At 42.3% G+C, this 8,919-nt stretch carries 8 protein-coding genes; 4 read left to right on the forward strand and 4 right to left on the reverse strand.

The window, feature by feature from the left end; genetic code table 11:
• Positions 1–4 precede the first annotated feature (4 nt).
• The 4 genes from DFQ12_RS15710 to uxuA all read left to right on the forward strand — a co-directional run bounded on the left by DFQ12_RS15710 (position 5) and on the right by uxuA (position 4,663).
• On the forward strand, positions 5–2,398 hold the full coding sequence (locus tag DFQ12_RS15710) for a heavy metal translocating P-type ATPase (protein WP_120259987.1): 2,394 nt from the start codon (positions 5–7) through the stop codon (positions 2,396–2,398).
• A 5-nt stretch (positions 2,399–2,403) separates the two neighbouring features.
• Positions 2,404–2,565, forward strand: a complete 162-nt coding sequence (gene ccoS / locus DFQ12_RS15715; RefSeq protein WP_120259988.1) for a cbb3-type cytochrome oxidase assembly protein CcoS — start codon at positions 2,404–2,406, stop codon at positions 2,563–2,565.
• Positions 2,566–2,671: 106 nt separating this feature from the next.
• The gene (locus DFQ12_RS15720; protein ID WP_120259989.1) at positions 2,672–3,490 is read left to right on the forward strand and encodes an SDR family oxidoreductase; all 819 of its coding nucleotides are present in this window, start codon (positions 2,672–2,674) and stop codon (positions 3,488–3,490) included.
• A gap of 12 nt (positions 3,491–3,502) precedes the next feature.
• Entirely contained in the window at positions 3,503–4,663 is a 1,161-nt protein-coding gene (gene uxuA / locus DFQ12_RS15725; protein WP_120259990.1) for a mannonate dehydratase, read from the forward strand.
• A gap of 136 nt (positions 4,664–4,799) precedes the next feature.
• Here uxuA and DFQ12_RS15730 read toward each other — a convergent pair whose 3' ends face one another.
• The 4 genes from DFQ12_RS15730 to DFQ12_RS15745 form a co-directional block, all read right to left on the reverse strand.
• On the reverse strand, positions 4,800–5,822 hold the full coding sequence (locus tag DFQ12_RS15730) for a LacI family DNA-binding transcriptional regulator (RefSeq protein WP_120259991.1): 1,023 nt from the start codon (positions 5,820–5,822) through the stop codon (positions 4,800–4,802).
• A 1,020-nt stretch (positions 5,823–6,842) separates the two neighbouring features.
• Positions 6,843–7,823, reverse strand: a complete 981-nt coding sequence (locus tag DFQ12_RS15735) for an IS3 family transposase (RefSeq protein WP_167457293.1) — start codon at positions 7,821–7,823, stop codon at positions 6,843–6,845.
• Positions 7,820–8,197, reverse strand: a complete 378-nt coding sequence (locus tag DFQ12_RS15740; RefSeq protein WP_120259993.1) for a transposase — start codon at positions 8,195–8,197, stop codon at positions 7,820–7,822. The genes DFQ12_RS15735 and DFQ12_RS15740 overlap by 4 nt, the downstream gene beginning before the upstream one ends.
• A 10-nt stretch (positions 8,198–8,207) precedes the next feature.
• Positions 8,208–8,501 carry a hypothetical protein gene (locus tag DFQ12_RS15745; protein ID WP_147420433.1) on the reverse strand — a complete coding sequence of 98 codons (294 nt, stop codon included), beginning with the start codon at positions 8,499–8,501 and terminating at the stop codon, positions 8,208–8,210.
• Between the last annotated feature and the right edge of the window lie 418 nt (positions 8,502–8,919).

The following is an 8,919-nucleotide window of genomic DNA, read 5'->3' on the forward strand; positions in this document are numbered from 1 at the left end:
GGATATGGCGGTAACAAAAGAAAAAGTACAACAAATCGAGAAATGCTACCACTGTGGAGACAAAATCGATGAAACAGGTTACCATCTCGATGATCATGATTTTTGCTGCCTCGGATGCCAAACGGTCTATCAGGTTTTGCATAATGGGGGGATGCAACAATACTACCGTTATAATCAGCACCCTGGGAAATCCAATAAAGAAAAACAAGCGGATTTTTCCTATTTGGATGAACCGCAGATTGCAGCTAAATTAGTCGATTTTAAGGATGATAAGATGACTATCATTACCTTTTATATTCCTGCTATCCATTGTAGCTCATGTATTTGGCTGTTAGAAAATCTCTATAGGCTAAATCCAAATGTGCTACAGTCCCGTGTGGACTTTATGAAAAAACAAGCAAGCATTACATTTAATCATACTCTGCTTCCTCTCAAAGATTTAGTATATCTATTAGCTAATATCGGTTACGATCCCAAAATTACGCTGCAGGATGTTGTTAAAGAGGGGAATAAGAATAACCTGAATCCCTTGGTTGCCAAGATTGCAGTAGCTGGATTCTGTTTCGGAAATTCGATGTTATTTAGTTTTCCGGACTACTTTGGTATGGGAGCATTTGAAAAGGAGTATGCAAGTTTTTTCGGTTATATCAATTTAGCTTTTGGATTGCCAGTTTTGTTGTATTGTGCTTCAGACTACTTTAAGTCCGCTTATGTCAGTTTGAAACAAAAAAGATTGAATCTGGACGTCCCTTTGGCCTTGGGTATTTTGGTTCTGTTTTTACGTTCGGCCTTCGAAGTAATAACGCAGACTGGAGCTGGTTTTACAGATACCTTATGTAGTTTGGTCTTCTTTATTCTGATCGGAAAATGGGTGCAACAGCGGACCTATTACCATATTTCTTTTGAAAGGGATTACCGGAGCTATTTTCCTGTTGCGGTAACTGTACTTACTGAAGAAGGGGACAAACCAGTGCAATTGGCTGATATTAATATTGGCGACCGTATCCTTGTTCGTAACAATGAGATTATCCCGGCAGATGCCATATTATTAAAAGGTGACGCTGCGATTGACTTTAGTTTTGTGACCGGAGAATCAAGTCCTGTGAGTAGAACCTTAGGGGAAATTATTTATGCCGGGGGGCGTCAGACCGGCGAGGCAATCGAACTGGAGGTTATAAAGCCGATTTCACAGTCGTATCTGACCAAATTATGGAATAATGAAAACTATAAAGATTACGATAAGCAGTTTCAGACTTTTGTGAACTTTATAAGTAAATATTTTACTGTTGTTTTATTGGCGATCGCTTTTTTTGCAGCGCTGTATTGGGCTGTGGACGGTAGCGCCAATAGGGCCTGGGGAGCTTTTACGGCAGTGCTGATTATCGCATGTCCTTGTGCATTGGCGTTGAGCTCTCCATTTACCCTGTCTGCGGCATTAAGTATTTTCGATAGAAACAAGTTCTATGTCAAAAATACTGCAGCAATCGAGCAGATGGCAACAATAGATACACTCGTTTTCGATAAAACTGGGACTATTTCGTCGCCTAAAGCAACCTCAATTTATTTTGAGGGAACACTTAGTGCAAATGAAAGAAAGTTGGTCAATGCGGTATGTCGAAATTCTAGCCATCCCTTGAGCCGAGAGATTGTGAAATGGCTGGATGTGTGTTCAGATATCGCAGTACGAAATTTTAAAGAGTTTCCGGGAAAGGGGATGGAGGCAGTAATTGGAGGTTTAGTCGTCAGAATTGGCAACGCTAATTTTTTGAACATAGGAAATATCAAGACTGACGGATCTGTTGTATTTATACGCATCGGTGATGAGCCGAAAGGATATTTCACCATGGAACAGGCATGGAGAGCTGGCCTGTCGGCATTGATTGAAGATTTCAGACCTCATTACGACCTGCATCTGATATCGGGAGATAATGACCGACGCCTGGACGCGTTAAAATTGATTTTTCCTTCGGAAGCATGCTTGATGTTTAACCAATCACCAATGGAAAAATTGGGGCGCATTCAGCAATTTCAGCAAGAGGGAAAACATGTCTGTATGATCGGGGATGGATTGAATGATGCTGGAGCATTGCGTAAAGCAGATTTAGGGATTGCTGTCAGTGATGATATCAATAACTTTTCACCTGGATGTGATGCTATTTTAGACGGCGAATCATTTTCAAAATTATCAGATTTCTTTGCTTTCAGCAAAGATGCTGTAAAAGTAATCCATATGAGCTTTGGGATATCATTGCTCTATAATATAATCGGGCTAAGTTTTGCTATTCAGGGGATTATGTCGCCCTTGTTTGCGGCAATCTTGATGCCGATAAGTACAGTTACAATTATCTCATTTACCAGCTTAATGACAAGATGGTATGCAAAACGTCATAAACTATAGTTGTTATGGAAATCATGTATATTCTGATCGGTTGTAGTGTCTTATTAGCGTTGGTGTTTTTATGTGCTTTCTTTTGGGCGAATAAGTCAGGGCAGCATGATGACACCTATACCCCCTCGGTAAGAATTCTGTTTGATGATGAAACAACGGAAGAAGTGGAAAAATAAATTGAAATAACTAAAACGTTATCGTAATTAAATTAATTACTTTTTTTTGTAATTAAGGTTATTATCAATAAAATTGGGGATAAATACCAATTTGAAATAGAAATACATGAGTAATAATCCATTTTCATTAAAAGATAAGGTTGTCGTGATCACTGGTGGTACGGGGATTCTTGGTGAGGCATTTGTGGAAGCGTTGGCTGAGGCAGAAGCAAAAGTTGCTATTCTTGGACGTAACGAGCAGATCGGAAAGGAACGTGTACAGCAAGTTGAATCTCTCGGAGGGGAGGCCATATTTGTAGAGGTTGATATCATGGACGAGCAGGATGTCAGTAGAGCAAAGGATGAAATCCTTGATAAATGGGGGCGAATTGACGCTCTAGTGAATGCTGTTGGTGGAAATATTCCGGGCGCGACAATAGGAGCTGACCAAGATCTATTTGCTAGTAATATTCAAGATACGATTAAAGCGATCGAACTAAACCTCTATGGAACCATTATCCCAACACATATTATTGGTCGCGTAATTGCAGAAAGCGGAAAAGGAGCCATCGTAAATATCTCCTCCTTGACAGCAAGCAGACCTTTCACACGGGTATTGGGATATACAGTTGCCAAACACGGTATTGATGGTTATACAAAATGGATGGCAACGGAACTCGCGCAACGTTATGGTGATCAAGTTCGCGTCAATGCAATTGCTCCAGGTGTCTTCCTGACCAAACAAAACAAAAATCTATTGATAAATCCAGATGGTAGCTATAGCGAACGTACCAAGCGGATACTTAGCGGAACACCTTATAACCGATTGGGAGATCCACGGGAATTGAAAGGAACTTTAATCTATTTATTGAGTGACGCCTCAGCTTTTGTAACTGGTGAGACAGTCTTTGTAGATGGTGGTTTTAATGCATGGTGTGGTGTTTAACGAAATTTTGAGATGAATAAATTAGAACAAACATGGCGTTGGTATGGTCCCAACGATCCAGTATCCTTGCAGGATGTTAAACAGGCAGGTGCAACGGGTATCGTTACAGCGCTGCATCATATTCCTCATGGTGAGATTTGGCCTCTTGCTGATATTCAGGAGCGAAAACGTATTATTGAAGATGCGGGTTTGGTTTGGTCTGTGGTAGAGAGTGTAACGGTTCATGAAGAAATTAAAACAAAAGGACCTCGAGTTGATGAATATATTGCCAAGTATAACCAGACCTTAGCTAATCTTGCTGAATGCGGTATTAAAACAGTCTGTTACAATTTTATGCCTGTACTGGATTGGACCAGAACGCAACTGGATCTGGTGATGGCAGATGGCTCAAAGGCTCTTTATTTTGACTGGATTGACCTTGCGCTTTTTGATATCTTTATTTTAAAACGAACCGATGCCGAAAAAGACTATTCGGAAAGTATTGTCAAAAGAGCAACGAAGCGCTTTGGTGAAATTTCTGAACAACAAAAAGATAGCTTGGCCAATGTTGTTCTGATGGGGATTCCGGGAGAAAAAAATGTGGAATTGGATGCATTAAAAGCCAGTATTGATACCTATAAACATATTGGAAGGGATGGCTTGCGTAGAAATCTAGTCTACTTTCTAAACGGAATTGCTTCGGTATGTGAAGCCAACGGTATCTGTATGACGATCCATCCGGATGATCCACCTTATCCGATTTTAGGTTTGCCACGTATTGCTAGCAATGGTGAAGACCTTGGCTATATCTTGCGTGAAGTGCCGCAACAATTCAATGGTATCTGTTTTTGTACAGGTTCTTTAGGAGCTAGCCAAACCAATGATTTACCAGCGATATTAGAGCAGGTAAAGGCGCGGGTAAACTTTGTCCATTTGCGGAATGTTAAGAAAGACATCATTGGTAGTTTCTATGAAGCAGATCATTTGGATGGAGATGTGAATATGTATAAAATTATGCAAATTTTGGTTGCCGAAAACCAGTTGCGATCTACTGCTATTCCATTTAGACCTGATCACGGACATCAGATGCTGGATGATCTTAACAAGGTGACAAACCCTGGTTACTCTGCTATTGGTCGATTAAGAGGTTTAGCTGAATTGCGAGGACTGGAATATGGAATTGCTGGTGAGTAGTCTACGATAATAATCATACTGATTACTTTCGCTGATGACAAGGTTATAGTATAAAAAAACAGTCGGAGATAATAGCTTAAGCGATATTTTCCGACTGTTTTTTTTGTTATTTTCCCTCGATGTAAAAGGGAAGGGGTTATAACGAAGATTTTCTTACGACAAGCTGTGTCGGAAGTTCAATGGTTTCAAATTCGTGAATTGGTCTTGTCTGATTAATGGTGTCAATCAGTTTTTTCGTTGCTATTTCACCGATTTCAGTCGCAGGTTGTACGACGGTCGACAAAGCGGGGTTTAATGAAGCTGCAATTTGTGTATTGGAAAATCCAATGACGGCAACTTCCGTCGGAACTTCAATCCGAAGTTCTGCTAAAATGCCTAATGTTCTTGTCGTGATGACATCCGTTGCACCGAAAATTGCATCGATATTTTTATGGTCAATATACTCTTTGATTATAATTTCTCTTATACTCTTGTCTAAATCAATTGTGCTGTTAAAGCTACATTCGATGTAATGCTTTTCATTAAAAGGTATGCCTGCATCAGAGAGAGCTGCTTTAAAACCACTTAAACGTTCTTCGGCAACACCTAGGTTTTTTCCTGTGATATGTAATATATTCCGTTTTCCTTGTTGAATAAGGTGTTGGGTTGCATTGTATGCTCCTTGAAAATTATTGACTCCGACTTTGAATGTGTCTAATTTGTGATTGATGCGGTCAAAGATAACAACAGGTATTTTAGCTTTAATGAGGTCTTTAAGCTCCTCAATATTTGACCCAGAAGATACAGGGGCTATCATTAGCCCATCTATGCCTCGCATTCTTAAAACATCTATACAATTCTTTTCTACACGTTCATCCTCTCTACTTTGCATAAAGATAACATCGTAGATGGTTTGCTGGGAAGCGATCTGAATTCCATCGAGAATCTGAGATACGAATGTATTACTGATATTGGAAACAATGACTCCAATGGTATTTGATTTTCCGATTTTTAAACTTCGTGCCAACTTATTGGGATGGAAATTGTGCTTCTTAGCGTACTCCTGAACCGTTTTTTTAGTTGCTTCACTGATTTCGTAGCTGTCTGATAGTGCTTTGGAAACTGTCGAAACAGAAATATTGAGTTCTAAGGCTATATCTTTCAGGGTAGTTCTGCTCATCACTTTGGAGATTGTTATAAGAAGATAAATCTACATAAAAAAAAAGACAAACCACTTGTTTTTGATAATTATCAAGGGTTTGTGTTGTAACAATAATATAGTCTGGTTTATCGTATTTTTATGTTTAACAAATGCAGTTTTTTGAATGCTTTTACTTCAAAAAACTGCGTTTCCAGCTAATGAGTCCGAGTGTTTGGCCTATTTTGGATTTTTTTTTAGCTGTGATTCGGGAACTGTCCGGGACCGAATCGGGCTTTAAACGGGTGTGAGCGCAGATGTTGGTATGGTTTGACCGGATTGCTACCGCTGTTCTAGCGTGTTAGACTCGGACTCAGCACGGACTCACCATGGAGACACTACGGACAGATAGCAAAGCTGTCCCGACGGAGGTAGGTCACAGTCCCGAGGTCTATCTCTTGTGTTGCCACTAGAGTCGGGAGGGTGAGAACTGCTGGATATGATATATGACCACGCAAGTCCCATAGTTGGGTTTTAATCGGGGGCAAGACCGGTTTAAGAGGAAGGGAAGGGGGGGGCGGCACCCATCGAGTTATTCCCTCTGGCTTAAAATGGCAGGGGCTCCATATGGAAGTGAGCACTGCGGATCCCCTTTTCCCTTGAGACCTCCGTTTCTATCCATTCTGTGGTCCAGGGTATCCACACTTGCGGCCCATCTCCGGCCTTTGCGCCGTGAGTTTGTGCCCAGGAGCTGTTTCCCTGCGGTCGATCCGCGCGTACTTGGCCTTTTTCGGCCGCGTTTCGGGTCTCGTTCGTCCGCGCTTCGCCCTTTGTTCGGGATTTCTCTATAGATTCTCTACCGTTTCCCTATCTATTCCCTATCCAAACAATAGGGAATAGATAGGGAATGGATAGGTAAAAGGTAGGCAGCGTCCGAAGGAGGGGCGAAGAAAGGGCGAACAGCTCCCGAGGAGCGCCCGTTTGAAAATACCCTGTCTTATACTGAAATAGGTTTACATCTACCGAACAGATTACTATATAGATTTTACATTATATTTCTTTCTACTGAATATGGTTGTCATTGTCTGTTTTCTTACTGTTATCGGTTGTCAGTTTTCTTGCTGCTGTTTCCCTGGTTTTGCTGCGGAACTTTTTTGCTTCGAGGCTACGTCTTTGAAACACTTTGGGAACTTTCTGGCTCTGCCATTCCTGATGGGCCTGCTGTGGAGACATCATGTTGCAGGACATATGTGGCCTAAAATGATTGTATATATTGACTGCTTTGACCAGCTGTGCAAGTGCCGTTTTGTAGTCTGGGAAAGTTTCGGCCATCCGATATTCGTTTTTTAGGATACCATTTAACCTTTCTGCCACGGCATTGTCGTATGGGCTCCCGGATTGCGTCATGCTTATTGCAAGCCCATTTTCCTGCAACATATTGACATAATTTGTGCTACAATACTGGATGCCGCGATCGGAGTGGTGAATCAGACTGCTCTGTGGGTAGATTCTATGTGATATGGCCATCCTGAGCGCTGATATACAGGCCTGGGCTGTTGGTCTGTGGGTAAGTTTGTAGCCCAAGATCTTTCGGGAATAGGCATCTGTGACCAGGCAGAGATAGATCCATTTGTCCAGGATGCGGATGTAGGTGATATCACTTACCCATATCTGCTCGGGACGCAGGGCCTGCCTACGCTGCACAAGGTCGGGCCACTTTTTGAAACGGTGGTCGGATTGGGTGGTGATGGCATACCTGCGTTTGCACTTGACCAAAAGATCATTCTCACGCAACAGTCTGAAGAAAGCGTCCCTTCCCAGTCCAACCATCGCGCTGCCCATTTCTTTGGCCAATATGCTGCGGAGTTTAAGGGTACCCATGCGATGGGAGTCCTTCCGAATTTCACGTACCCGCTCCAACACAAGCCCACTGCGAACAGAATATTCCTGCTCTCTGCCCATATATTTATAATAGGATTGCCTTGTTCTGCCAAATAGCCCACAAAGTCTGGAGACCGAAACATTCTGGTAACACGACTTCATTTCCTGGACGATTTGGCCCCAGACTTTTTTACAAAATCAGCCCCATGGAGCTCCTCCGCTTTTTTGATCAGCATCTCCAGGGCAGTAATCTTAAGGTTCGCCTGGAAAAGTTCATCCCTGAGATCCTGCTCATTTTTCATCCCGGCATCTTCTGATTCCACTGTCTGGGGAACTTCAAGCTCCAGATTGCTTTCCCACTGCTGGTACCATTTCATAAAATACCGCGGAGTGGCTTCCCCAGGAAGATTGTACTTCTGGGCAAGTTGCGAATAACTCAGCTTGCCGGCAAGGTATTCTCTGGAAACGAGGATCTTGAAGCTATCACTGTAAACTTGCTGTCCCCCTGATTTACGTTTTGTCATACGCTTTTTCATAATATTAAATTTAAGATTTTAATATTCGGTTTTTGTAAACCTTTTTCAGGAATGGACACCCTTCAGCCCCCTCCGGCAGTGACTGTCGCGGTTCCTTGCTTCCCTGATCCCCGGTTTCTGTCGCCCATCCACTTTTATCCCTTCGCTGTCTTTCTTGCGCGCATAGCTGACCCTGCTGCAACCTTTCCACTGCATTCCCCGGTTTTGCGCTGCTGCGGCGTAATTCTAGTCCCATAGGCAATCCCGACCTTTCCACAGCGTATCCACAGTCTCGGCGCTGTTTCCCTGCGCCCGATCTGGCCATAACCGTCGTTTTTTGTCCCCCGGAGCCCCTGGGGATCCTGTTTTACAAAAAGAATCGGCCAAGTTCACAGCGAGTTAGCAGAAAAACGAAATAAATAAGAACAAAAGGCTTGGAAGTGATTATAAAAACTCCCTATCTTTGCACCACTCCGCAAGGGAGGGACGGTTACTTCGAAAGAAGAGATCATGAAAAAAAGAAGGGTTTAACGGAAGTTGAGCGCTGAAATCGGGAAAAAGAAAAAGAAAAAAACTTCAAAAGTTTTTTGGAAGTTCAAAAAAGATTTCTACCTTTGCAGTCCCAACGGAAACGGAGGGAAACAAAAAAAAGATAAAGAGGAGCGCAATGCTCATCGGAATATAGCGGATACGGAAGTTGAAGCGAGATAAGTTCTTTAAGAAAACACAATCATGTAAGCGTG

This window comes from Sphingobacterium detergens (assembly GCF_003610355.1).
Taxonomy (GTDB): Bacteria; Bacteroidota; Bacteroidia; order Sphingobacteriales; family Sphingobacteriaceae; genus Sphingobacterium; species Sphingobacterium detergens.

Excerpts from the sequence above, each read along its gene's own strand:
- DFQ12_RS15710 (WP_120259987.1), top strand. The coding sequence starts at position 5 with ATGGCGGTAACAAAAGAAAAAGTACAACAAATCGAGAAATGCTACCAC.
- DFQ12_RS15745 (WP_147420433.1), bottom strand. The coding sequence starts at position 8,501 with ATGGCCAGATCGGGCGCAGGGAAACAGCGCCGAGACTGTGGATACGCT.
- ccoS (WP_120259988.1), top strand. The coding sequence starts at position 2,404 with ATGGAAATCATGTATATTCTGATCGGTTGTAGTGTCTTATTAGCGTTG.
- uxuA (WP_120259990.1), top strand. The coding sequence starts at position 3,503 with ATGAATAAATTAGAACAAACATGGCGTTGGTATGGTCCCAACGATCCA.
- DFQ12_RS15740 (WP_120259993.1), bottom strand. The coding sequence starts at position 8,197 with ATGAAAAAGCGTATGACAAAACGTAAATCAGGGGGACAGCAAGTTTAC.
- DFQ12_RS15730 (WP_120259991.1), bottom strand. The coding sequence starts at position 5,822 with ATGAGCAGAACTACCCTGAAAGATATAGCCTTAGAACTCAATATTTCT.
- DFQ12_RS15720 (WP_120259989.1), top strand. The coding sequence starts at position 2,672 with ATGAGTAATAATCCATTTTCATTAAAAGATAAGGTTGTCGTGATCACT.
- DFQ12_RS15735 (WP_167457293.1), bottom strand. The coding sequence starts at position 7,823 with ATGAAGTCGTGTTACCAGAATGTTTCGGTCTCCAGACTTTGTGGGCTA.